The sequence below is a fragment of the Terribacillus sp. DMT04 genome, from assembly GCF_019056395.1.
In the GTDB taxonomy this organism is placed as follows: Bacteria; Bacillota; Bacilli; order Bacillales; family Amphibacillaceae; genus Terribacillus; species Terribacillus aidingensis_A.
Genome location: NZ_CP077639.1, coordinates 2030946 through 2056267 on the forward strand (window position 1 = coordinate 2030946; position 25322 = coordinate 2056267).

Annotated in this window: 22 protein-coding genes, 1 other RNA gene and 1 other annotated feature; of the genes, 4 read left to right on the forward strand and 19 right to left on the reverse strand. The window is 44.2% G+C overall.

Going from position 1 to position 25322, the window contains the following annotated elements; genetic code table 11:
* Window positions 1-51: 51 nt before the first annotated feature.
* The 5 genes from KS242_RS10810 to cymR are packed head-to-tail and all read right to left on the reverse strand — an operon-like array spanning window position 52 to window position 5832.
* Complete coding sequence (locus tag KS242_RS10810; protein WP_217321350.1) at window positions 52-2388, reverse strand: SF1B family DNA helicase RecD2; 2337 nt, start codon at window positions 2386-2388, stop codon at window positions 52-54.
* Window positions 2389-2401: 13 nt separating this feature from the next.
* Window positions 2402-3076 (reverse strand): tetratricopeptide repeat protein, encoded by a 675-nt coding sequence (locus tag KS242_RS10815; RefSeq protein WP_217321351.1) that lies wholly within the window; start codon window positions 3074-3076, stop codon window positions 2402-2404.
* 54 nt (window positions 3077-3130) lie between these two features.
* Window positions 3131-4243 carry a tRNA 2-thiouridine(34) synthase MnmA gene (mnmA, locus tag KS242_RS10820; protein ID WP_217321352.1) on the reverse strand — a complete coding sequence of 371 codons (1113 nt, stop codon included), beginning with the start codon at window positions 4241-4243 and terminating at the stop codon, window positions 3131-3133.
* A gap of 5 nt (window positions 4244-4248) precedes the next feature.
* On the reverse strand, window positions 4249-5397 hold the full coding sequence (locus KS242_RS10825) for a cysteine desulfurase family protein (RefSeq protein ID WP_217321353.1): 1149 nt from the start codon (window positions 5395-5397) through the stop codon (window positions 4249-4251).
* Between the two features lie 15 nt (window positions 5398-5412).
* Window positions 5413-5832: a cysteine metabolism transcriptional regulator CymR gene (cymR, locus tag KS242_RS10830; RefSeq protein WP_217321354.1), complete on the reverse strand. Its 420-nt coding sequence runs from the start codon at window positions 5830-5832 to the stop codon at window positions 5413-5415.
* A gap of 158 nt (window positions 5833-5990) precedes the next feature.
* On the opposite strand from cymR, the gene KS242_RS10835 reads away from it, so the two are divergent.
* Window positions 5991-7259 (forward strand): replication-associated recombination protein A, encoded by a 1269-nt coding sequence (locus tag KS242_RS10835; protein ID WP_217321355.1) that lies wholly within the window; start codon window positions 5991-5993, stop codon window positions 7257-7259.
* A gap of 106 nt (window positions 7260-7365) precedes the next feature.
* Window positions 7366-8130, forward strand: coding sequence for an RsfA family transcriptional regulator (locus KS242_RS10840; protein WP_217321356.1), 765 nt, complete (start codon window positions 7366-7368; stop codon window positions 8128-8130).
* Between the two features lie 58 nt (window positions 8131-8188).
* Here KS242_RS10840 and ssrS read toward each other — a convergent pair.
* The 11 genes from ssrS to KS242_RS10895 form a co-directional block, all read right to left on the reverse strand.
* Window positions 8189-8367: non-coding RNA, 6S RNA (gene ssrS, locus KS242_RS10845), on the reverse strand.
* 55 nt (window positions 8368-8422) lie between these two features.
* A complete protein-coding gene (aspS, locus tag KS242_RS10850; protein ID WP_217321357.1) occupies window positions 8423-10207 on the reverse strand; it encodes an aspartate--tRNA ligase in 1785 nt (594 codons plus the stop codon).
* Window positions 10200-11492, reverse strand: coding sequence for a histidine--tRNA ligase (hisS, locus tag KS242_RS10855; RefSeq protein WP_217321358.1), 1293 nt, complete (start codon window positions 11490-11492; stop codon window positions 10200-10202). The genes aspS and hisS overlap by 8 nt, the downstream gene beginning before the upstream one ends.
* Window positions 11493-11566: 74 nt before the next feature.
* Window positions 11567-11782, reverse strand: a binding site (T-box leader).
* 46 nt (window positions 11783-11828) lie between these two features.
* On the reverse strand, window positions 11829-11999 hold the full coding sequence (locus tag KS242_RS10860) for a hypothetical protein (RefSeq protein WP_217321359.1): 171 nt from the start codon (window positions 11997-11999) through the stop codon (window positions 11829-11831).
* Between the two features lie 82 nt (window positions 12000-12081).
* Window positions 12082-12543 (reverse strand): D-aminoacyl-tRNA deacylase, encoded by a 462-nt coding sequence (gene dtd / locus KS242_RS10865; protein WP_217321360.1) that lies wholly within the window; start codon window positions 12541-12543, stop codon window positions 12082-12084.
* Between the two features lie 15 nt (window positions 12544-12558).
* Complete coding sequence (locus tag KS242_RS10870) at window positions 12559-14775, reverse strand: RelA/SpoT family protein (protein WP_217321361.1); 2217 nt, start codon at window positions 14773-14775, stop codon at window positions 12559-12561.
* A 169-nt stretch (window positions 14776-14944) separates the two neighbouring features.
* Window positions 14945-15460, reverse strand: a complete 516-nt coding sequence (locus KS242_RS10875) for an adenine phosphoribosyltransferase (RefSeq protein WP_217321362.1) — start codon at window positions 15458-15460, stop codon at window positions 14945-14947.
* Complete coding sequence (gene recJ, locus KS242_RS10880) at window positions 15450-17792, reverse strand: single-stranded-DNA-specific exonuclease RecJ (RefSeq protein ID WP_217321363.1); 2343 nt, start codon at window positions 17790-17792, stop codon at window positions 15450-15452. The genes KS242_RS10875 and recJ overlap by 11 nt, the downstream gene beginning before the upstream one ends.
* 57 nt (window positions 17793-17849) lie before the next feature.
* Window positions 17850-18233: a LapA family protein gene (locus KS242_RS10885; protein WP_217321364.1), complete on the reverse strand. Its 384-nt coding sequence runs from the start codon at window positions 18231-18233 to the stop codon at window positions 17850-17852.
* An 85-nt stretch (window positions 18234-18318) separates the two neighbouring features.
* Entirely contained in the window at window positions 18319-20577 is a 2259-nt protein-coding gene (secDF, locus tag KS242_RS10890) for a protein translocase subunit SecDF (RefSeq protein WP_217321365.1), read from the reverse strand.
* Window positions 20578-20732: 155 nt separating this feature from the next.
* On the reverse strand, window positions 20733-21029 hold the full coding sequence (locus KS242_RS10895; protein WP_217321366.1) for a post-transcriptional regulator: 297 nt from the start codon (window positions 21027-21029) through the stop codon (window positions 20733-20735).
* A gap of 115 nt (window positions 21030-21144) precedes the next feature.
* Between KS242_RS10895 and spoVB the strand changes: the two genes are divergently transcribed.
* Window positions 21145-22698: a stage V sporulation protein B gene (spoVB, locus tag KS242_RS10900; protein ID WP_371747535.1), complete on the forward strand. Its 1554-nt coding sequence runs from the start codon at window positions 21145-21147 to the stop codon at window positions 22696-22698.
* Here the strand turns inward: spoVB and KS242_RS10905 are convergent, their stop codons facing one another.
* Window positions 22699-23361: a DUF421 domain-containing protein gene (locus KS242_RS10905; RefSeq protein ID WP_371747536.1), complete on the reverse strand. Its 663-nt coding sequence runs from the start codon at window positions 23359-23361 to the stop codon at window positions 22699-22701.
* A 109-nt stretch (window positions 23362-23470) separates the two neighbouring features.
* On the opposite strand from KS242_RS10905, the gene KS242_RS10910 reads away from it, so the two are divergent.
* Window positions 23471-23845 carry a TIGR04086 family membrane protein gene (locus KS242_RS10910; RefSeq protein ID WP_217321367.1) on the forward strand — a complete coding sequence of 125 codons (375 nt, stop codon included), beginning with the start codon at window positions 23471-23473 and terminating at the stop codon, window positions 23843-23845.
* Window positions 23846-23883: 38 nt separating this feature from the next.
* Here KS242_RS10910 and yajC read toward each other — a convergent pair whose 3' ends face one another.
* Complete coding sequence (gene yajC / locus KS242_RS10915; protein ID WP_097041630.1) at window positions 23884-24147, reverse strand: preprotein translocase subunit YajC; 264 nt, start codon at window positions 24145-24147, stop codon at window positions 23884-23886.
* Between the two features lie 16 nt (window positions 24148-24163).
* Window positions 24164-25300: a tRNA guanosine(34) transglycosylase Tgt gene (gene tgt / locus KS242_RS10920; protein WP_077308442.1), complete on the reverse strand. Its 1137-nt coding sequence runs from the start codon at window positions 25298-25300 to the stop codon at window positions 24164-24166.
* Between the last annotated feature and the right edge of the window lie 22 nt (window positions 25301-25322).

Genomic DNA, 25322 nt, shown 5'->3' on the forward strand with positions numbered 1-25322 from the left:
CACTCCAATTCTTTTTACATGTTAGAATGTCCAATTATTACCGGGGATATACTACATAAAATCGTAAGGAGAGATTTCTTCCTGTTCTGCTTCGGCTTCTTTAAGCATTTGGTCGATAAGGTCGCCTGATTCTGTAACACCAAGGTGTTCCAGCAAAGATGTATAGCGCTGGTTCGTATCTTCCGTTTGAATGCCTTGCAGAAACGCCTGTTTTTCCCCCACTAGAATTAAAGACTTTTGCGCTCTCGTAATACCAGTATAAAGAAGGTTTTTCCGCAGCATACGCCGGTAGCCAGGCACAACCGGCAAAATGACAATCGGAAACTCACTTCCTTGTGATTTATGAATCGAGATACAGTAAGCATGCATCAAATTCGATAGATCCTTGCTTTCATAAACAACTTCTTTTTCCTCAAAAGCAACGACAAGCTGCTCTTTTTGTTCGACGTTTTCTTCTTCCCGGAAAATCGCAACTACTTCACCAATATCCCCATTGAAAACGCCCTCTTCCGGGTCATTAACTAGCTGTATTACTTTATCGCCTTTTCGGAAGACAGTATCTTTTGTTTTCATTTCCCGCTTTTGCTTATCTTTCGGATTGACGAGCTGCTGCAGCTGTTTGTTTAGTTCATGAATACCCGCTTGTGAACGGTACATAGGAGCGAGGAGCTGCACATCACGTAAATCCCAGCCCTTGTCGACCGCTTTTCCGACAATCTGGGTAATCACATCAACCACTTGATGCTCCCGGCACGGAATGAAATTGAAGTCCTTGTCCTTCTCCAGCTCATTCTCCGTAAGCGAAGCATTTTTAATCGCATGGGCAATGGTGATAATTTTCGAGCCTTCTTTCTGTCGATACACATCCTTCAGCATGACACGCGGCACTGCCTCTGAACGAAGCAAATCGGATAAAACTTGACCAGGTCCGACAGAAGGCAGCTGGTCTTCATCCCCAACGAGCAGCACTTGCATATCATCTGGAATTGCTTTGAACAAACGGTTTGCCAGCCAAATATCAACCATAGAAAACTCATCAACAATGAGCAGCTTCCCAGCAAGCGGATTATCTTCATCACGCTCAAAAGATTCCGTACCGTCCCAGCCTAGCAACCGGTGAATGGTCTTCGCCGGCACTCCTGTTGATTCTTGCATACGCTTTGCTGCTCTTCCTGTCGGAGCCGTTAAAACGAAGGGATAGCTTTCATCTTTGTCTTTATAATCTTGCGGATCCAGCGAGAGCTCGTGCAGCTCAGCGTACGATTTAATGAAACCTTTAATGACCGTCGTTTTTCCAGTACCAGGTCCACCAGTCAAAATCATCACTTTTGATTGAAGGGCTTGTTCAATCGCTTCGAACTGTTCTTTGCCGTAGCTGATTGTTTCTGCTTCCTCCAGCTTTCCGATGATTTTGAGAAGTTCTGCTTGTACGATTTCTGTCTCTGTTTCTTTTTCTGCTATTCGCTGCAAAGAACTGCAGAAGCCAGTTTCTGCATAATAAAGCATAGGATGATAAATCCTGTCTTCCTGTTTGATAAGTTTTTTCTCGGCATGCAGCACACCTAGCTGCTCCTCCACTTGTTCCGGACTAATGCCGAATTGTGAGCTGCGCAGCAAAACGCCGGCTTGCTTTAGCACTTCTTCATTTGGCAAGTATACGTGGCCAGCTTGCATACTATCTTGCAGCACCATCATACAAGCTGCCTGCAGCCGGCTGTTATGATCCATCGGCAGATTATTTTTTCGTGCCGCCTCATCCGCTCGGTGAAAGCCAAAGCCTTCAATATCGAATACATATTGGTACGGATCCTTCTCCAATACAGCCACTGCTTCGTCGCGGTATGCTTTGTAAATCTTTTGTGCGAGCTTTAAGCCAATGCCATATTTTGATAAATGCACCATAACATGATCAAAGCCTTGGTGTGCGCGCAAATCATGGAGGAAACGTTCCTTTTTCTCATCGTTCAGTCCCTGGATGCCGTCCAGTAAGTCAGGGTTAGACAAGACATCAGCAATCGCGTTTTCTCCTAGCTTCGTTACAATCCGTTCGGCGATTCGTTTGCCGATACCATAAAACAGATCGCTGGAAAGGTATTGGATCAGCCCATCCTTCGTCTCCGGTACATAACGCTTATATTCTGTGACTTCGTATTGGTCACCAAAACGCTTATGACTGACCATCGAGCCGAAAAACATATACGGTTCACCTTGATCGAGCTCACCAATATATCCTTTAATCACTATATCCTTTTCCTCGATTTTCTCGTTCGTTTCCAATACCTTGATGCGCACGATGGAAAACTGTTCTTCTTCTTTCCTGAAAATCGTATGCAGCAATTCACCTTTGACGAACCCTTTTGGGCTTTCGGCTGTCTCCCCATATTCCATACGCCTGTGCTCCTTACTCTTCGTTCTCGATTTGCTCCTTGATCAGTTCGATCTGTGCTTTACCGTGAATCGCCATCTCATGATCCGGCTGTGCTTCAATCGCCTTCTCCATGTAAGCATGCGCTTTGTCGAGCTGCTGCTGATACAGATAAGCAACGCCAACATTATAAAGGGCATCACTATGCATTGGATTCCATTCCAGCAAATCAAGCAGCACTTGCTGCGCTGTATCGACTTCTCCAGCATTGGCTAATGCTAAGCCATATTGAAAGACAATCGCTGCATCGCGGTTTTCGAGTTCTGCCGCCCGCTGCAAGTAAGGCAGAGCCAGCTTTTCCTTGCCTGTCTGCTGCAAAGACATACCTAGAAGAAAATGCACATCCGCTTCTTCTAATCCAAGCTTTGCTGCTTCCATCAGCTGCTTTACCGCCTTTTCATACTGCTCGCCAGTATAATACAAGCTTCCCAAACCATAGTATGCAGTCGCTGCGTTGCTGTCCAGTTCAATGGCGCGCTGGAAGAAGCGCTCCGCTTTTTCCAAGTCATTCATACGCATTAACAGATTACCAAAGTTAACGTAACCAACAGGGTCATTTGGTTTTTCTTCAATAGCTGCGTTAAAATGCTTCGCCGCTCCTTCTAGATCCTGCTTTTGCAGACAGTCAATACCTTCTTTTATATGATCCATTGTTTCACTCCTCTATGTAAGGGAAACCCTTGCCTAATGACAAGGGTTTCTAAATTAACCGACGTATTCTAATTGTTGTTCATTTTTAATGATTTCATCAATCGTTCCGCCGCCCAGGCAAACATCGCCATCATAAAAGACAACAGCTTGTCCTGGTGTAATCGCACGCTGCGCTTCGTGGAAGTCAACACGTACTTTGTTGTCACTTAACGGGGTAACCGTTACGCCGCTGTCTTTTTGACGATAACGGAATTTCGCTGTTACATGAATCGGAGCAGTTAGTTCTGTTTCAGAAACCCAGCTCATATCACTTGCAATTAATGCATCTGAATACAAGCTGTCATGCTCGAAGCCTTGCTCCACGTAAAGGATGTTTTCTTTCAGATTCTTACCAACAACAAACCAGGGCTCGCCTTCTCCGCCAATTCGCAAACCTTGACGCTGCCCAATTGTATAATACATTAAACCGTCATGCTGGCCTTTTACGACCCCATCAAGTGTGGACATCACACCTGGCTGTGCAGGCAAATATTCGCTTAAGAAGCTCTTGAAGTTACGCTCTCCGATGAAACAAATTCCAGTAGAATCTTTCTTGGTTGCTGTAGCAAGGTTGTGCTCTGCTGCAATACGGCGCACTTCTTTCTTGTCCATTCCGCCGAGCGGGAACATTACCTTAGAAAGCGTGGATTCCGTCAGCTGGTTCAAGAAGTACGTTTGGTCCTTATTCTCATCAAGTCCCCGCAGCATAACAGTTTTGCCGTCGCGCTCCGCTACTTGTGCATAGTGACCTGTTGCCAAGTAATCCGCTCCCAGGCTCATCGCATGATCCATGAAAGCTTTAAATTTAATTTCTTTATTACACATCACATCGGGGTTCGGTGTGCGTCCTGCTTTATATTCATCCAAGAAGTAAGTGAAAACTTTATCCCAATATTGCTTTTCAAAGTTCACCCCGTAATATGGAATGCCGATTTGATTGGCAACTTTTTTCACATCTTCATAATCTTCTGTAGCAGTACAGAAGCCATTCTCGTCCGTATCATCCCAGTTTTTCATGAAGATGCCGACTACGTCATAGCCTTGCTGTTTAAGCAATAGCGCTGCAACGGAAGAATCGACACCGCCGCTCATACCGACAACAACACGGATATCTTTATTTTCTTTCATTTCTGTCACTCCTTTCCTTTTGTCAGACGTTTTATAATAGCAGCGACCGTCTGTGCAGCCTCTGCGACAGCTTCTGCTGTATTGCCGTATCCGAAACTAAAACGAATACTGTTTGTAACACGCTCATCTTCTCCATACATAGCCTTCAGCACATGTGATGGATCAACAGAACCTGCTGTACAGGCACTTCCGCTTGAGACAGTTACACCAGACAAATCAAAGTTCATCAGCAAAGACTCCACATTTGTTCCCGGAAAGCTAAGATTGACAATCCCAGCGGAACGATGATCTGTATCTCCATTAATGAAGAAGTTGGTGCCTGCTGCTTCAAGCTCGGACACAAATGTATCTTGCAGATCCTGGTAAACAGCTTTTCTTTCTGCTCGTTGGTGCATTGCCAATTCACAAGCTTTTCCAAAGCCGGCGATGGATGCGACATTCTCTGTCCCGGCACGGCGTTTTCGCTCCTGCTCTCCGCCATAAGTTATCGGTTTAATACGGACATGATCTGCCACATACAACGCACCGATTCCTTTTGGCCCGTTGATTTTGTGAGCAGAAACACTTAAAAGGTCCACGCCAAGTGAGACCACATCGATCTCCTCGGTCCCATAAGCCTGGACAGCATCTGTATGAAAATAGGCAGCATGTGACTTCAGCAATTCGCCGATTGCTTGCACCGGCTGGATGATACCTGTTTCATTATTAATCATCATAACGGAAACGAGGATTGTATCCGGACGTAGCGCTGCTTGCAAATCTTCCAGTTTCACTGCACCAGTTGTATCTACAGGTAAATACGTGACGTCAAAACCTTGGCTTTCCAGATAGTTGGCTGCATGTAGTGTAGCATGATGCTCAATGGCTGTCGTAATAATATGCTTACCTTGTTCCTTACGAGCAATAGCTGTACCGATAAGTGCCATATTATCTGCTTCTGTTCCGCCGCTTGTGAATATAATTTGTTTATCTGATGCGCCGATACTTGCGGCAACTTTATCACGGGCAACATCAACGATATGACGCGCTTCTCTGCCGAAGGCGTGCACACTGGATGGATTGCCGAATGTGCCCTCCATCACGGGAATCATCGCTTGAATGACATCCGGGTGCATCGGTGACGTAGCCGCATGATCAAGATAAATTGATTTCATAACTGCTTGCCTCCATTAAATATAGAACATATAAGGATCTTTGCTTTCTTCATCACCGTGACGGCACAGATCCTCTAACGTCGTTGTATCCAAAACATCTCTCACCGCATCACGAATACGAAGCCACAACTGCTGCTTTGCCGGCTCTTCTTCTTCGATTCCTTCAACAGGCGTGATTGGTCCTTCCAGCGTTCGAATAATATCTCCAGCTGTAATAGCAGCGGGCGGTGACGCTAACATATAGCCACCCTTTGCTCCGCGGATACTTTTCACTAAACAAGCATTTCGAAGGGGAGCAGCAAGCTGCTCCAAATAATGCTCGGATAATTTATGTTCAGTCGCTATCGTCTTCAAGGAAACAGGTCCTTCTCCATACTGTTTTCCTAAAGCGATCATAATCGTTAAACCATATCGTCCTTTAGTCGATATTTTCATCTCTAAAAACTCCTCATAACTGCTTCAATAATTCTTGAGTCCAAAAACAATACCGATTATTATACCAGAAAATATTATATCATGAATAGCAAGTGGCTTGCATTTTACCGAACTGGTGGATACGCTAAGACAAGCAGAAACAGGATGGAGGAATAAAATTGGCGAAGCAACCATTAGCATACCGTATGCGGCCGCAAGACATCAGTCAAATCATCGGACAAAAACATCTCGTTGCAGAAGGAAAAATGATTCGCCGAATGGTGGAAGCAGACCGCCTAAGCTCGATGATTCTTTATGGTCCGCCCGGCACGGGAAAAACTTCTATGGCAATCGCGCTCGCTTCAAGTGTGCAAATTCGATATAAATTATTAAATGCTGTAGTAGATAAAAAGAAAGACATGGAAATTGCGGTCGAAGAAGCAAAAATGAGCGGACAGCTTGTGCTTATACTAGATGAAGTGCATCGACTCGACAAAGCGAAGCAGGATTTTCTTCTGCCCCACATTGAAAGCAACTTGATTACTTTAATCGGCTGTACGACCAGCAATCCCTATCATTCTATAAATCCGGCAATCCGAAGCCGCTGTCATTTGTTTGAGTTGCATAGTCTGGAACCTAGCGACGTAAAAGAAGCCCTGCAGCGAGCAGTCCTTGATACCACACAAGGCTTAGGCGACATGCAGCTGGATATAACCGCAGACGCACTGGATCATTTGGCTGGGTCTTCAGGCGGCGATTTGCGATCGGCGTTGAATGGACTTGAACTAGCTGCTTATTCCACGCCAGCACAAGATGGTATCGTCAAAATAGACTTAGAAGTAGCAGAAGCTTGTATGCAGAAAAAAAGCTTTTCTCACGACAAAGATGGCGATGCGCATTATGATGTGCTCAGCGCATTTCAAAAATCCATTCGAGGAAGCGATGTAGACGCAGCATTGCATTATTTGGCTCGCTTAATTGAAGCCGGTGATCTTGATAGCATTGGCCGTCGTATGATTGTATGCGCATATGAAGATATTGGTCTAGCTAATCCGCAAGCAGGGCCCCGGACACTGGCTGCTGTGGAAGCAGCAGAGCGAGTCGGTTTCCCAGAAGCTCGTCTTCCTCTCGCGAATGCCCTCGTTGAGCTATGTTTGTCGCCGAAGTCAAACAGTGCTTATAAAGGTATTAATGCCGCGCTGTCTGATATTCGTTCCGGAAAAGTCGGTGAGGTACCTGCTCACTTGAAAGATGCGCATTATACAGGGGCCAAACAAATGGGACGCGGCGTCGGGTATCAATACCCGCATGACTATCCCGGTGCCTGGGTAGAACAGCAATACTTGCCGGATCTATTAAAGAAACGACGCTATTATGAACCAGTCGACACTGGTAAATTTGAACAAGCACTCAAGCAAGTCTATGAACGTGTAACGAAAAGAAAATAACTTGTTCATGTATAGGAGCAGCTGCTTGCGGTAACAATGTGGCTAACAGTTTTTATTACTTTCTATGTTTGTAGATTAACAGATAAGAAATGGAGTGTTAGCTCATATGGTTAAAGTAAGACAAGATGCTTGGAGTCATGAAGACGATTTATTACTAGCCGAAACCGTGCTTCGTCATATAAGAGAAGGCAGCACCCAGCTGCGCGCTTTTGATGAAGTTGGAGACAAATTGAACCGTACCTCAGCTGCTTGCGGTTTCCGCTGGAATGCTGAGATTCGCAACCGCTACGAACAAGCAGTAGCAATCGCCAAACGCCAGCGCAAAGAGAAAAAACGCGCGGAACAAAGAGCACAATCAAAAGCTGTTCCGGCAATGCGCACCGAGCCTGTGGCGCAAGTTCCCGAAAGACAAGGCGCTTTTCCAATTACAATGGACGAAGATACAGCTCGATTTGAAGCCGAGATAGCGCAAGAGACGTTTATTGTTGGTGAACATACCGAGTTCCCTAATCATGATACTGAAAAGCAGCCAGCTGCGAGCGAACAGCAGCAAGCAGAAGAACTAAATTTATCCCAAGTTATTACGTATTTGCAAACAATAGAGCAAGGTTATCAAACTAGCGAAACGAACCAGCATACGATTCATCAGTTAGAGGCAGAAAATTATAATCTTCGACAAGAAAACCAGCAGCTATCTGACGAATGCGAGTCTTTAAAACATCAGTTAAAAACGATGAAAGGAGATTATCAAGTACTCATCCAAATCATGGATCGGGCGCGCAAGATGGTAATCTTCGACGACCAAGATGCATTCTCTCCAGCCGCTTTTCGAATGGACAAAAACGGCAACTTAGAACAAGTTGCCAAATAAAAAAGCAGCACATCTCCTAGAGGAGGTTGTGCTGCTTTGTTCGTTTTAAAAGGAAAATAGCAATCCCAATTGTGCCGTCCTATTGAAGTTTTGAACCCGCTCTCAGCAGGTGGGTGCCCTGATTCACACTTTATGCTTCCACTCGATGGAGGCTTGCATGCCATGTGAAGACTTTCGGGCTCCCGTACTTCATTGTAATCGGTCAAAACATATGAAGAACGTACACATCAGGATTGCTATTTGTTTATGAATTTATCTTAGCATGGATAAATTCATATTTCAACTGGTAAGTCTATTCGTCTTTTCCAGCAGATTTCTTTTGAATATCTAAATATAGTTCATCCAGCTGTTTTTTGCTTACTGGATCAGGCGCATCTGTTAACGGATCCGCCGCAGAAGCTGTTTTCGGGAACAAAATGGTGTCCCGAAGGTTTGTGCTGCCAGACAAAAGCATAATAAAACGGTCGTAACCAAGTGCAATACCACCGTGCGGAGGCGCACCAGATTCCAAAGCATCCAATAGGAAACCGAATTGCTCTTGTGCTTCTTCGTTTGAGAATCCTAAAACTTCAAACATGCGGTTTTGCAAATCCATTTGATAGATACGCTGCGAACCGCCGCCCAGCTCATAACCGTTTAATACGATATCATAAGCTTCTGCTTTAACAGACGCAGGGTCTGTTTCCAGTTTGTCAATATCTGCAGCTGCCGGCATTGTGAACGGATGGTGCGCTGCATAGTAACGGCCTTCTTCTTCGTCGTATTCAAACAACGGCCAATCTGTTACCCACAGGAAGTTGAACAGTGATTCATCAATCAAACCTAACTCACGGCCAAGTTTACTGCGCAACGCACCTAAGCTGTCAAATACAACTTTTGTTTTATCCGCCACAAACACAAGCAAGTCACCAGCTTCAGCAGAAAGAACATCCTTCAGCTGACTCTGTACGTTCTCGTCCAAGAATTTAGCAATCGGCCCTTTCAATGCGCCGTCTTCTTCGACTTTTACCCATGCCAAACCTTTTGCGCCGTAAATTTTGACAAAGTCCGTTAGCGCATCAATATCTTTTCGAGAGAAATTAGCTGCTTGTCCTTTGACGTTGATGGCACTAACGCGGCCGTTATTCTGAATAGCATCCTGGAAGACTTTGAATTCCGCAGATTGCACAGCTTCTCTCACATCTACCAGCTCTAATCCGAAACGTGTATCCGGCTTGTCAGATCCAAAACGCTCCATTGCTTCCGCATAAGGCAGGCGCGGGAATGGCACTTGCACATCTACATCTTTTACTTCCTTCATCACACGCTTCATCATCCGCTCTGTCATGCTGATGATGTCTTCTGTTGTCATGAATGAAGTCTCAATATCAATCTGTGTAAATTCCGGCTGACGGTCAGCACGTAAATCTTCATCACGGAAACATCGCGCGATTTGATAGTATTTTTCAAAACCAGAAATCATAAGCAGCTGTTTGAATAGCTGCGGTGACTGTGGAAGCGCATAAAATTCGCCAGGGTGCACCCGGCTTGGAACGAGATAATCACGAGCGCCTTCTGGAGTGCTCTTCGTCAGCATCGGTGTTTCCATTTCATAGAATTCTTCTTCATTCAAGAAATTACGGATTGCTTGTGTAGCTTGATGGCGTAAACGGAATGTCTCTTGCAGCGGCTTTCGGCGCAAATCTAAGTAGCGGTATTTCAAGCGCACGTCCTCGGATGCATCGACGTCATCTTCAATTTGGAACGCTGGACTTTTCGCTTTGTTCAAAATGTTTATTTCTTCAGCTGCAATCTCAATAGCACCTGTAGCCATGTTGCTGTTTTTCGTTGCTTCTTCACGTTCCAGCACTTTACCAGTGATACTAACAACGAATTCGGAACGGATTTGCTCAGCAGTTGCCAGCGCTTCTTTGGATACATCCGGATTAAAGACAACTTGCACAATACCTGAACGATCGCGAATGTCGGCGAAGATTAATCCGCCTAAGTCACGTCGCTTCTGCACCCATCCTTTAATTGTTACGATTTCGCCTGCATGGCTCGTTCGCAGCAAACCTGCCTTTTGTCTTTCACTCATCCGCTTTTCCTCCATCCAACTGCTGTTTAATAGTCTCCACAGCTTCCTTGATTGCTACTTCATTTTGCTGTCCATCCTGCATGTTGCGCAAAGAGATAACACCTTTATTTAGCTCATCTTCTCCTAATACAACAACAAATTTCGCTTGTTGACGATCAGCTGATTTAAATTGGCCCTTCATCTTCTTGCCAAGATAATCCTTATCTGCTGTTACTCCTGCCAGACGAAGCTGGAATGTAAGCTTCGCAGCCTCTTTCTGTACAGCATCATCTCCTAGAGCAACAACATACACATCGGTACCTGTGTTCACAGGCAGATCGATTCCTTCTGCTTCTAGCGCAAACAAGAGACGTTCAATACTTAGTGCATAACCGATACCAGGAGTAGACGGACCGCCCACTTCTTCAACTAATCCATTGTAGCGTCCGCCGCCTGTCAATGTAGTCAGTGCGCCAAAGCCTTCTGCATCACTCATAATCTCAAATGCTGTGTGGTTATAGTAATCCAATCCTCTAACTAGGTTAGGATCCACTACATAAGGAATCTCCATTGCATCCAGATTTGCTTTTACTTCTTCAAAATAAGCTTTTGATTCTGCATTTAAGTAATCGTGGATGGATGGTGCACTTTTTACTTTCGGGTGTTCCCGGTCCTTTTTACAGTCAAGGATACGCAGCGGGTTCTTTTCCAAACGGTTTTGACAGTCGCTGCACAGCTCATCTTTTACAGGTGTGAAGTGTTCAATCAAAGCTGTTCGGTGTGCATCACGGCTCTCTTTATCACCAAGTGTGTTAATGATCAGCTTCAATGATTTTAAGCCAAATTGCTGATAACCGCTCATCGCTAAGGAGATCACTTCTGCATCGATGGACGGATCTTCACTTCCTAAAGCTTCAACGCCAAACTGAACGAACTGACGCATTCGGCCTTGCTGCGGACGTTCGTAGCGGAACATTGGCCCATGATAGAAAAGTTTAGTCGGCTGTTCTGGCTGACCGTAAAGCTTATTTTGCACATACGCACGAACGACGGAAGCTGTTCCTTCCGGTCTGAGCGTCAAGCTGCGGTCACCTTTATCTTTAAATGTGTACATTTCTTTTTGTACAATATCGGTTGTTTCTCCAACTCCACGCAGGAATAATTCTGTGTGCTCAAAAATTGGCACCCGAATTTCTTTGTAATTGAATTTGCTTGCCAAATCCGTCAGCACTTTTTCAGCGTACTGCCATTTTTCTGATGTACCAGGTAAAATATCCTGCGTACCTCTTGGCGCTTTCATATCCATACGATTACCTCCTCGACTAGTGACCCAATCTCCGGAAATACCAAATAACGACAAAAAACCCCCGTCCCTTTGCATCAAGGGACGGGAGTTTTCCCGCGTTGCCACCCTAGTTGGATACAGCTGTATCCCACTTTGGGCAGTTAACGCCTGCTACGTCATTGTCTACTGTTAGTTCGACAATGCTCCTAAGGAATGTCTTTCAGTCGAAGCTGTGCCGGGCGCTTCCAGCCTATGGCGCCTAGTCTCTGTTCACAGGGAGTTCGACTTACTTTTTCCCTCATTGGATTTCCGGATTCTTTAGATTGTAATAATAGTACCTGTTTGTAAGAAAGATTGTCAAGATTGTTTTAGTTGTTCTTGTAATTTTTTTCGCTCCAGTGTATCTGCTGCTCCGCCAAATGCAGGAATATACGGATCGCTTGATAGAGAAGACGGATCCTGTCTTTGCTGTTTTCCATCTAATCCAACTGTACCAAATACACGATTCTGTGCTTCGCTGCTGCGCATGCTGTTCACACCTTTATCTTTTTTAATCTGCTACTAGCATTTACCTATTTCCATTTCTCTATACAAAAAAAACAAGAAAGCATTATGCTTCCTTGTTTGGTCTATCAGCACTATCAAGTACAATCGTAACAGGGCCGTCATTGATAAGCTGGACTTCCATATGCGCACCGAATTCGCCTGTTTCGACGATAACGCCTGCTTCTGTCAGCTTTTGATTGAACTTTTTATATAACGTATTGGCAATGTCCGGCTTAGCGGCATCAGTAAAGCTGGGACGACGCCCTTTCCGCGTATCTGCGTATAACGTAAATTGCGAAACAGACAGAACTTCACCGCCTGTTTGAAGAAGGGAATCATTCATTTTACCATCAGCATCTTCAAAAACGCGAAGATGGATTAACTTATTTACGATATAATCCAAGTCTGCTTCTGTATCTTCATGCGTTATGCCGACTAGCAGCATAAATCCCTTGCCAATCTTGCCAATAACCTCGCCATTGACAGTAACAGACGCCTCCTTTGCCAGCTGTGCTACTACTTTCATTTTCCAGCCTCTCTTCTATTGCAGCATTCTCGTTACGGTATAAATATCTTTAATCTGCTTAATCCGCTCGACAATTTTCCGCAGATGGCCGACATTATGAATCAGTATTGTCAGATGAATCGTTGCAATCTTATTACGATCAGATTTTCCATCGACTGCTGTAATTTGTGTACGAGTCTCATTTACGGCTTGCAAGACTTCGTTCATTAATCCATGTCTGTCAAACGCGCTAATTTCCAAATCTACATGATATTGTTTGGCACTTGTTGCGCTGTTTTCCCAGTCGACTTGCAATTTACGAGTCTGCGCTTCTTCTGTCTGCATATTCGGACAGTCGTTGCGGTGAACAGAAACACCTCTGCCTTTTGTTATATAGCCAATAATCTCGTCACCTGGTACTGGATTGCAGCATTTAGACAAGCGGACCAGCATATTATCGACACCTTCGACCCGAACGCCTGAATCACGTTTGCGGCTCGATGCTGCCGATTTGGACGCATTTGCCATCTTGACTGTTTCGATGGTTTTGTCTATCGCTTCTTGTTTCTCGCTTTGACGTCTAAGCGTTTCTGTCAGTCTTGTCGTAATCTGTGCAGCTGTTATTCCTTGATAACCGACAGCAGCGTACATATCTTCTTCGGATGTAAAATTAAACTTCTCAACCGCTTTGCGTATGTTCTCTGTTGTAAACACGAGCTTTGGATCGAAGCCAGACTGCTTTACCTCTTCCTCCACGAGTTCTTTTCCTTTTGCAACGTTCTCATCACGCCGCTGCTTTTTAAAGAACTGTTTAATCTTATTTCGCGCATGCGTTGTTTGCGCGAGCTTCACCCAGTCTTGAGAAGGACCGTAAGAATGCTTAGATGTCATCATTTCCACGATGTCGCCATTTTTTAATTTATACTCCAGTGGCTCCATCTTTCCGTTAATCTTCGCACCGACAGTATGATTGCCTACCTCGGTGTGCACACGGTACGCAAAATCAATCGGTATCGAACCAGACGGAAGCTCTACGACGTCTCCTTTAGGCGTAAACACATATACCATGTCACTAAACAAATCAAGCTTGAGCGACTCCATAAACTCTTCGGCATTTTCCGACTCATTTTGGAAATCAAGAATTTCACGGAACCACGTTAGCTTTTCTTCAAATGATTTCTTCGGATTATTCGCTTGCATCTGCTTGCCTTCTTTGTAAGCCCAATGCGCTGCAATCCCGTATTCTGCAATTTCATGCATCTCTTCTGTTCGTATTTGCACTTCAAGCGGATCACCTTTTGGTCCAATCACAGTTGTATGCAGCGATTGATAAAGATTCAGCTTTGGCATCGCAATATAGTCCTTAAAACGACCTGGCATCGGTTTCCAGCATGTATGAATAACACCTAATACGGCATAACAGTCTTTAATACTTTTCACGATTACACGCACTGCGAGCAAATCATAAATTTCATTAAACTGCTTATGCTGATGCTCCATTTTGCGGTAAATACTATACAGATGTTTTGGCCGGCCGAATATATCTGCGTCAATATGAATATCATGAAGCTGACTGCGAATTTCGCCCATTACGTCTCCGATGTAGCTTTCTCGTTCTTCACGCTTTTGCTTCATCAAATGAACAATCCGATAATATTGCTGCGGATTCATATAACGGAGTGCGGTGTCCTCCAGCTCCCATTTAATCGTGCTAATACCAAGTCGATGTGCAAGCGGTGCAAATATCTCTAACGTTTCATTCGAAATACGTCGCTGCTTCTCAGGAGACAGATGCTTGAGTGTCCGCATATTATGCAAACGATCCGCCAGTTTGATAAGAATGACACGCATATCCTTCGCCATCGCTACAAACATTTTCCGGTGGTTCTCTGCCTGCTGGACTTGCTTGGATTTATATTTGATTTTGCCTAGCTTGGTAACCCCGTCGACAAGCATTGCCACTTCGGCATTAAACGCGGCTTCCAGTTCTTCAATAGTAACTGGTGTGTCTTCCACTACATCATGCAGAAATCCGCCAGCTATTGTTTCCGCATCTAGTTCCAAGTGAACGAGTATACCTGCTACTTGTATCGGGTGGATAATATACGCTTCCCCAGAACGGCGATATTGGCCTTCATGCGCTCTCTCAGCAAACTCATACGCTTTCCGGATAAAAGCGACATGCTCGTCCGACAGATATCCAGTTGCTTCTTGAATGACCTCTTCGGCCGTTAGAATTTTATCCTTTGGCATTCTATTTCCATAAACTCCTTCTCATCGTCCGCGAATGCGACGAGGATTATAAACTGTCACATGTTATTTTTATTAGCTTAACAAATATCCAATCAATTCGACAAGTATCTCTATCCTGCAGATGCAAGAAAGAGTGCCCCAAATGGAGCACTCTTCATCATGGCTGTTATTATTCGTAAGTAGTTAGCGTAAGAACTTCGTAACCATTTAGCTTTTCTCTGCCGTCAAGATAACCCAATTCTACGAAGAAAGCACATCCGACAACGACACCACCAAGCTGTTCAACGAGCTTAATTGTTGCTTCAATTGTACCGCCAGTCGCAAGCAAGTCATCCGTAATCAGAACACGCTGACCAGGCTTAATTGCATCTTTATGGATTGTCAGAACGTTTTCGCCGTATTCAAGGCCATAAGATACTTTAATCACTTCACGCGGCAGCTTACCTTCTTTCCGTACAGGTGCAAAGCCTATATCCAACGCATAAGATACCGGACAGCCTACGATAAATCCGCGTGCTTCCGGACCGACGATCAAGTCTACATTTTTGTCTTTCGCAAATTCAACAATTTCATTAACTGCTGATTTATATGCCGGGCCATTATCCATCAAAGTTGTAATATCTTTGAACTTAATCCCCGGTTTTGGCCAGTCCTCTACGACTGTAATATATTTTTTATAATCCATTTACTGCTTCCTCCTCGATAACTTCCCCGCGCTCAAGCGCATGTTCCAGCCATTGTTTCAAATCGTTGTAGCCGGAATAATATAAGATCTTCTCGACTTCTATCGCTTCCTTCAATCCCTGATAGACTTGTGAGTCCGCCAGATCTCGTTTAGAAGGACTTTGGTTGATTGAAATTTGATCCTTATCTAGTTTAACAAATTCGAGCTCAAAAAACACCTCGGAAATAAACTTGGTACGCTGGGCACTCCAGCCACGGCTATTTTTAAGGTGATTCTCCAGCTGTTGATAGGAAATCACTTTCTGTTTCAGCAGAATAGCGTAGAAAATCTTAAATTGTTCCCGATCCGGAAATCCTTGCAAGTAGGCGTTCTCTTTCACATCATAACAAGCATAAATAAGATCTGGCTGTAAATGACGTAAAGCAAACGTTATATCCTCCAGCCGGTGCGGCAAATCTGCCAGAACAACAGCCGTTATATTACCTGCTGCATTTGCCAATCCTTCCGTTTCGTAATCAAGTACGCGCACCTGTTCTGACAGCCAATTGATATCCGTATCTGCACGGAAACGAATAACAGCTGTTTCTTCTTCCTGCTTCAGCTGAACTGTTTTTTGAAGCTGCTTGCTGCCTCGGTAATCAAACAGCTGCCAAGAACGGACTGCTATATCTTCAATTAGAATTTGAGCCTTCTGTCTGCCATTCCACTCGTTAATAGACAGCTCTCCGACAGCTTCCAGTTCATCTGCTGGTGCTAAAAACGGATAAAGATCTCCTTTCCCGAAACAAACACCATCCAACTGTACATTTTCTTCCGCAAAAACAAACTTCAAGTGATTTTTATTTGCTCCGATCAGCTTCACTTCCCGCATTGGCGCCGAAAGTTTGACAAGCGGCTTCGGATTTTGCATACCAAATGGTGCCAGCTGTGACATATCTTTGATTAAATCAATGGAAACATCCTGTACGTTCACTTCTAAATCAATGGACAATGACTGTTTAAAGTCTTCTGGAGTCAGTGCTTCACTGGCTGCCTTGTTTAATGCTTTCCGCAGCTTGTCCACTTGTTCAAGCTCTACTGTCATTCCCGCTGCTTGGGCATGTCCTCCAAAAGCAACAAAGTGATCCCGAACTTGCATGCAGTGGTGGAATAAATCAAAAGCATCGATGCTTCTGGCCGAACCTTTCGCTGTACCTTTTTCCGGGTGAGCTGCCAGCACAATAGCGGGACGATCAAAGGTGCGTACCAATTTTGACGCAACGATTCCTAAGACACCTTCGTTCCAGCCTTCCTTCGCTACAACAATAACGTGGCTGCTGTCTGCTTCCGGCTGTTCTCGAACCATTGCTTCAGCTTCTTTGGCAATTTTCGCAACAATATTCTGCCGCTCTGTGTTCAGTGACTGCATCTCTTCTGCCATTTCAGCTGCTTCTTCATACGTCGCCGCCAGCAGTAATTCCACCGCTAAGTCAGCATCCTGTAAGCGTCCGACTGCATTAATGCGCGGTCCGATTTTGAAGCCGATATCTTCTTCTGTTACCATTCCATCCAAACCGCAGCTGTCCTTTAAGGCGCGTATACCAGGTCTTTGGGACGAAGTAATTGCCTTTAATCCTTCGGCAGCTAATATTCTGTTTTCATCAACGAGCGGAACCAAATCCGCAATCGTGCCAATGACAACCAAATCAAGCAGCTGTTTCGGGAAGTATCCGAGCAAGTACTCTGCCAGTTTAAATGCCACACCTACTCCCGCAAGTTCGTGGAATGGGTAATCAGGTGAGCATTTCGGATGGACAACCGCTATAGCAGCCGGAACAGATTCCTGCACCTCATGGTGATCTGTAATAATCAAATCAATTCCAATCTGCTTCGCGACCTCAGCTTCATGATTGGCAGCTATGCCTGTATCGACTGTTATAATTAACCCATAGCCATTGTCTTTAGCTGCACGGAAAGCTTCCTCATTCGGTCCGTAGCCTTCCGTAAAACGGTTTGGTATATAATAATCGCAATCGGCGCCAAGCTCCCGAAGCGCTTCTAGCAGGACAACAGTGGAAGAAACACCATCTGCATCGTAATCGCCGAATACGAGTATTTTTTCTTCTTGCGCTATTGCAGCATGGATACGTTCAGCTGCAACATCTATATCACGTAAGTGTTCCGGGCGATGTAGGTCCTCAAGAGACGGACGAAGGAACCGCTTTGCGTCCTCTGCCGATGTAATTCCACGCTGTATGAGCAATTGCTCGACAAGCGGTGACACACCAAAACCCATTGCTGTATGAGCAGAAGGGCCGCTGTTTTCCTTCCATCTCATTGTGCTTTTCAACATAAAAAAAGACCCCCTAACCAAGCTATTATACTAGAGCCTGGCCAGCGGGGCAATGTGTTATCTATTGTATTCGTCTTTCATTCGTTCGGAAGTAGGATACGTGTTTGTTGTCGGATCGGAAATATTTGTTGTCGTTCTCTCCGTTTCCTCGTGTCCGTACTCTGCACGCTTTTCTTGCATCTCTGTAATTTCAGCTGCTTTCTTATCATTATCTTTTCGCAAAGTGCGCACTTCCCGGTTTAATTTAAACATACGCAACCCTCCTACAGATGCTGTAATTAAGACGCCCATCAAAACGGAGAACAATATGATTAATATCAGGGGAGCAGACCCAACTCCAAATAGGTAGTCCACCTGTACACTGTCAACGTTGATAACTGCGAATATTGCAATAAGTACTGCAAAGATAACTGCTAGAATGATATACCATTGTGCTTTCATATGCTGACTCCTTTCGAATGCGGCTATTACTTACATTCCCTATTTCACAAAAAAATAACCCCCGTACTGCTACGGGAGTTATTTATTAAACTTGCGGTCCTTCCACTTTCTTCTTCTCTTCGTGAATAATTGGCTTTTTGTCAATATTCTTGCCGCGCCATACGAGCCATAGCTGAGCCGCGATGAACAGCGAAGAGTATGTTCCTGCTGCCAATCCGATAACCAGTGCAATCGAGAAGTTTGTAATCGGTGCAGCTCCGAAAATCCAGAGAATAATCGCTGCCACAATGACAGTTGCCACCGTGTTTACACTTCGTACTAGTGTTTGCAGTAAGCTGTCATTCACAATTTTCGCTAGCTCCTCGAACGTTTTCACTTTTCGTTTTATTCGTATATTTTCTTTAATACGGTCAAACGTTACGATTGTATCATTAATCGAATAACCAATGATGGTCAAGATAGCCGCGATAATGGTGATATCGAATTCCAATCTTGTAATACTGAATATAGCCAAGATAAAGAAGGCGTCATGCACGAGTGCCACAATGGCTGCCATCGCAAATTTAAACTCAAATCGGATCGTTGCATACAACACAATCCCAATCGATGCAAAAATGACGGCGTACATTGCATTTTTTGCCAGTTCCTTGCCTATAACAGGCGAAACGGTACTAATGCTTGGCGCACTGCCATAAGCATCTGTTATATTGCTCTTTACGTCATCTTCCTCGTTTTTGGAGAGCGTGTCATCCAAGCGGACGGAAGCATGCGTCCCATCTGCAGATAACTGCGTTTCTTTAGATGTATATCCAATATCCTCGAATCGCTGTTCCACTTGCTCTGTTGTTAACGTTTCATTCGAATCAAACTCCACACGCGAACCGCTTGTAAAATCTATGCCTAAGTTCAGTTTAAAAATACTCAAGCAAATTATACCAGCAATTGTGAGCGCAATCGAAAATGCGAAATACGCTTTTCGGTTTTTTACGAGATTCAGTTTCATGCCGTAGAAGGTGGCGCTTCGTTCTTCTTTGTCACCCAGTTTACGGATGTTCTTCTTGGAGACGCCAAACCATGCTGGTTTTTTATCAAATGCACGGCTCTTCACCATCAAACCAAGCAAAGCACGTGAACCTACTACAGCCGTGATAAAGCTTAGCAGGATACTGATGATAAGTGTTGTTGCAAATCCTTTTACTGAACTAGTACCGAAAATAAACAGCACAATACCAGCTATTAAAGTTGTAATGTTCGCATCTGTAATAGTTGCTAAGGAATTCTTATTACCAGCTTTATAGGCTGCTTTCAGTGACTTGCCTGTTTTTAGTTCATCCTTAATTCGTTCATACGTAATAATATTTGCATCTACTGCCATTCCGACACCGAGAATCAAAGCAGCGATTCCTGGTAATGTCAGTACTACATTGAGAAAATCAAAGACAACAAGATTTAAATAAGCAAACACAGCAAGTGTAATCGACGCTATTAAACCTGGAAGGCGGTAATAAACAATCATGAATAGCAGGATAAGGGCAAATGCAATATAACCTGCCAACATCGTTTCATCCAGCGCTTGTTGTCCAAATTGAGCACCAACAGAGTTTGAATACACTTCTTCCATTTTCACTGGCAGAGAACCGGCATTCAAAAGATCAGCAAGTTCTTGAGCACTTTCAACCGTGAAATTCCCTTCAATCTGTACAGACTTACTATTAATTGTCTGCGAAACGGACGGTGCAGAGATGAATTTTTGTTCATCTTCCGGTTTTTGCGCTTCTTCTTCGTATGAATCTCCTTCTTCATAGTCCAGCCAGATGACTAGTCTGTTTTCAGGAAAAGGAAGCTGAGCAATTTCGCTCGTCACTTCTGCAAATTTTGAAGCATCTTTCATATCGACTGTAACAAGCGGCTGATTTGTTTGCGGATCAAACGCCTGCTTGGCACTGCCAGCTTCAATATCAGTTCCATTTAAGTATTCTTTGTCGTTCGTATCCCGGAATGATAGATTTGCAGTCGTAGACAGCATCTCGCGCGCCTGATTCTGATCTTCTACTCCAGCAAGCTGAACACGAATTCGGTTTGGCTGCTCGATATCAATATTTGTTTCGCTGACGCCAAGTGAATTGACACGCTCATTCAGCGCCTGTGCTGTTGCGTTCAGCGTAGCCGTATCCACCTCGTCGCCTTCCTCAAGCGGTTGTACTTCATAAAGCACCTCAAATCCGCCCTGCAGATCAAGTCCTAAATTCAAATCTTTTGCAATACCTTGAATTGTCGTTCCCATCGCTCCCAAAAGTAATAGAACGATTAAGAAGAAGGCAACAATTCTGCCTCTTTTCACCATGATGCAACTGCCTCCCATATCCGCTTAAACGGAAACCTAATATACTGCAAGCAAAGCCTGCAATGTTTACTGCATGTATGTACATGCTGTGCTCGTTCGTCAAATACTTCCATAGTATAGAAAAGCCGAGCCAGCACTGTCAACGATACCCTCCATCATGATTGACCATTGATTGCTGCAATGGAAGCCATTAAATCGTCATCTTCCTCATACACAGACATAGTCAAATAGCCCATATAAACAGATATATTGAGCTGCATAATGTCTGCAACTACTTCATACAAACGTTTCTGTTTCTCTGTATCTTTTTTCCACACTTTTTTTTCCATACAGCTCCAAATATCTGCAGCTGATGCTTTCTCATATCCGAGCAAGTGAAATTCATCTTTCTTGCTGATAATAGCAGGCATCACTTCTGCCTTCCATTCGTTTACTGTTTTTAATTCGTACACGCTTTTTACCTCCTGTAACAACTTGCCTTGCTTTTGTGCAGGCTAGTCATGCTTGGACACATCTTCTGCATACACTTAATTGTAGCCGAAAAACTATTATTTGAGAAGGCAGGTTGTGGATGTGACAAAGCAGACTTTTCTACAAGGAGCTCTCATTTTGATTGCTGCCAGCTTGATCACCCGCTTCCTAGGATTCGTGAATCGAATTGTCGTCGCACGTGTCATGGGAGAAGAGGGGGTCGGACTATACATGATGGCGATGCCAACGCTGTTCTTGGCCATTGCCATCACCCAATTTGGTCTACCTATTGCCATTTCCAAACGGGTAGCCGAAGCGGATGTACGCGGAGATACAGTACAGATTAAAAAAATTGTGGTCGTTTCCTTATCCATCACCTTGAGTATTAGTATTGTATTTGTTGGTTTTCTTTATTTTATTGCACCATTCCTAGCGGACAAGCTGCTAAAAGATGCCCGTGTCATTTATCCGCTGTTCGCCATTGGACCAATCATTCCAATTTTAGCGGTTGCAGCCGTACTGCGAGGGTATTTCCAAGGAAAGCAAAACATGAAGCCGCAAAGCTTCTCCCAAGTTATTGAACAAATTGTCCGCATCAGCTGTACTGTTTTTCTTGTAAAACTATTGCTGCCTTATGGAGTGGAATTCGCTGCTTTAGGAGCTATGATTTCTGTCATTATCGGGGAGTTCATTTCACTGCTGTATATGCTGTATCAATTCAAACGAAAAAAGACCGTAAAAATACGATCTCAATTTCTCACAGCATTAAAAGGCGGTAAAGAAACGCTGGAGCGATTATTCTCAATTGCACTACCGGCAACAGGCAGCAGGCTAATCGCGAGCGGTACACATTTCTTAGAACCAATTCTAACGGCCCAAAGCTTAGCACTTGCAGGTGTTGGTACAGCCTTGGCGACACGACAATACGGTGAGCTGACAGGCTATGCCCTGCCGCTGCTGTTCCTGCCAACATTCATTACCCATTCGTTAGCGACTGCTTTATTACCATCTATCAGCGAAGCAAATGAACAGAATCGCCATCAGTTTGTCCATTATCGAATTCATCAAGCAATTCGGCTGAGTTTCGCTTCCGGCGCGATTGCGACTGTAACACTGACTATATTTGCCGGACCAATCTTGCATTATATGTATGGTAGCGAGAGCGCAGAGCGTTTTATCCTGCTGATGGCACCATTTTACATTATGATGTACATTCAGATGCCGCTCAGTACCGCTCTTCAAGCGCTGGATGCTGCCAAGTCAGCGATGTGGAATACGGTTATCGGCGCTGGCGCAAAAATCGTTATACTCGTCTCTTTAGGCTCCAATGCCAAGTTTGGTATTATCGGCATTGCTATCAGTCTTATTGTCACAGTTGTACTAATCACGTTATTACATTTGATTTCTCTCGCTCGTGTGGCAGGCTTTAAACTGTCATGGAAAGAGCTAGGCCGTATGTTCAGTCTGCTGGGACTTACATTTGCTACCGCCTATATGCTAAAAGGAATATTTGCTGGCTCTTTATATCAGCTTCCTTCTTTCCTCCTGCTGCTGCTTTGCTTACTCATCCTTTATTGTCTGTTTCTGCTCTGTTTTGGATTTATTACGAAAGCGGAATACGAACAATTCCTTTCGAGAAAGAAACGATAATCATTTCTCATCTTTTCGATCAATATACCACTTATGATCTTTATCCAGCGTACAGTAAGAGATCGTATCAATCGTTGGATGACCATGCCGTTTCATCTCACCACGGAGCCAGGAAGGAGATTTATCTATCTTCTTTAGGGCTTCCTGCTGAATTTCTCCATCGACAATTAGCGGCATGACATAACCACTGCTTCCATCAGCAGTATCTTTTTTTTCAAATACAGATAATTCACCGGACGTTTCCAAGATGGCAAAGTCAACATCTTGTATACTTTTTGCACCTTTCTCACGAAGCTGCTGCTGCAAGTCAGAGAAACTGTATCGCTGTTTACGCATTTCATGTTCATCTATCTTGCCCCTGCTTATAATAATCGATGGTTTTCCTTCCATAAAGTCACGCATTTTAGGAAACTTTAAGGAAAGAAATGCAGTACCCCGTTGAATGATTAAAAGAACGACCATTGGGACAATAAAATGAAGCAAATGGCTGCTTGGGTCTTCTATAGAAAAGACAGCTATTTCGGCTAGCATTAAGAATACAACTAAATCAATTATGCTCAGTTCACCAATTTCACGTTTTCCCATTAAGCGGAAAATTATTACGATAACAATATAGGAAAGAATTGTCCTGCCTATTATTGCCCATTCCAACGTATCCAACAAACGCTCGCCTCCCTTTTCACCTATTTTGTGCAAGAGGAGGGGTTATATACGTTCTCAAACTGTATGAACAGGCATACAGTAGTCATATAGACATGCTGGAGGGATCTTTGTGAAAAAAAATGTACAAGCAATCTTGTATGGTTGGATTACTGTTTTTTCGCTGCTATTGTTTATTAGCTTTACATTGGCGTTACTGCTTCGTTTTACAAAGATGGGGGAAGGAATGCTCGACTGGACAACCTTGGGAGCAGGTATTCTCAGCCTCTTTATTGGCGGATTTATTGCCGGAGTAAAAGGAGAAGACAAAGGATGGATGCTGGGCGGTATGACAGCAATGGGCTTTACAGTTTTCGTTCTTCTCTATCAATACCTTGGTTATCAGGTTGGCTTCTCCGGAGCACAGCTGCTGACACATGGCGGCTTCCTGCTAGCTTCTCTGATCGGCGGTATGATTGGCGTTAATATTAAAACGAGCGCAACGTAAAAAAAGACAGGAGAGCAACTCTCCTGTCTTTTATCTTTTTATACTTCTGCTGGCTTTACGTCACGAATCGAGTTACGATCGAACGTAAGCTTGCTGCCATCTTCCGTAGTCAATACTACAGAAGCCTCGTCTATCGCATGCACCTTACCATGTAAACCACCAATAGTAACGATGCTGTCTCCCTTTTTCAAGCTAGCCTGCATTTCTCTAACCTGTTTTTGACGCTTCTGCTGCGGACGAATCAACAGGAAGTAGAAAATAACAAACATTAATACGATAAGTATTATACTTTGTACATTCATTTACTGCTCCCCCTTTCTAGAAATTCTTCGCATTCGGCTTGTTGAAACCATAACTCTCGAAGAATTCATCTCGAAAATCGCCAAGTCGATCCTCTTTAATCGCCTCTCTGACCTTCCTCATCAATTCTATCAGAAAATGCAAGTTATGGTAAGTAGTAAGACGGAATCCGAAAGTTTCGTTACATTTGATAAGATGGCGAATGTAAGCACGAGAATAGTTTTTACATACCTTACAATCACAATTTTCATCAATTGGTCCAAAATCTCGTGCATACTGCGCATTGCGGACAACCAAACGGCCGTTTGACGTCATGCATGTTCCATTGCGGGCAATCCGAGTCGGAAGCACACAATCAAACATATCAATTCCGCGAATAGCTCCGTCAATCAACGAGTCCGGCGAACCGACACCCATTAAGTACCGCGGTTTATCTTGCGGCAGCCAAGGCGTTGTATACTCCAATACTCGGTTCATGACGTCTTTTGGTTCTCCTACTGAAAGTCCTCCGACAGCATAGCCCGGGAAATCAAGACTAACAAGATCCTGCGCACTCTGCTTACGTAAATCTTCATACTCGCCTCCTTGTACAATTCCAAATAAACCTTGTACGTCAGGTCGTGCATGTGCAGTCAGGCATCGTTCTGCCCAGCGGCTTGTCCGCTCCACAGAAGCCTTCATATAATCATATGACGCAGGGTATGGCGGACATTCATCAAACGCCATCATAATGTCACTGCCAAGTGCATTCTGAATATCCATTGCTTTCTCTGGAGAAAGAAACAGCTTTTCTCCGCTGATGTGATTGCGGAAGTGAACGCCTTCCTCTTGGATATCACGCAAATCGCTCAAGCTGAACACTTGGAAACCGCCCGAATCTGTCAGAATCGCACCATCCCAGTTCATGAACTTATGTAATCCGCCAGCTTCGCGGATAATCTCATGACCTGGACGCAGCCATAGATGATAAGTGTTTGATAAAATAATCTTCGCGTTAAGCTCGGTTAAATCCTCCGGGCTCATCGTTTTTACTGTTGCTAATGTGCCTACTGGCATAAATGTAGGCGTCTCAAAGCTGCCGTGCGGCGTATGTACAATACCGAGCCTCGCGCCTGTTTGTTTATCTTGTTTGATGAATTCATAACGAATTGCCATATTATAGTAATTCCCTTTCTAT